We start from the raw sequence: 281 nt of genomic DNA on the forward strand, positions 1-281 counted from the left end.
GCTGCTCTTCGGCCTGGTTGCGGCGGCGGATCTCGAGGTTCCGCAAGAACTCGGGGTCGTCATCGGGCGCTGCGGGGTAGTGGCGGGTGACTTGGGCTTCGGGCTTGCCGTACGGCCGGCCAAAGATGAACCACAGAACCGCGCCAAGCAAGGGGAGCACGATCATGACCACGATCCAGGCGAGCTTGGGAAGACCGCGTGTGGCCCGTTTGTCCGTCCGGATCGCGTCCACCAAGGCGTAGACAAAGAAAACAAGAACGACGACGACGCCAACTACCCGG

The 281-nt window shown here is 63.7% G+C and carries 1 protein-coding gene; it reads right to left on the reverse strand.

All coding sequences use genetic code 11. The features are described 5' to 3' along the window. Nucleotides 1-281, reverse strand: a 281-nt coding sequence (locus SB764_RS39470; RefSeq protein WP_410866679.1) for a PLD nuclease N-terminal domain-containing protein, incomplete at both ends; no start/stop codon positions are given.

It is taken from the genome of Paraburkholderia sp. SIMBA_027 (assembly GCF_046535315.1).
Taxonomy (GTDB): Bacteria; Pseudomonadota; Gammaproteobacteria; order Burkholderiales; family Burkholderiaceae; genus Paraburkholderia; species Paraburkholderia tropica.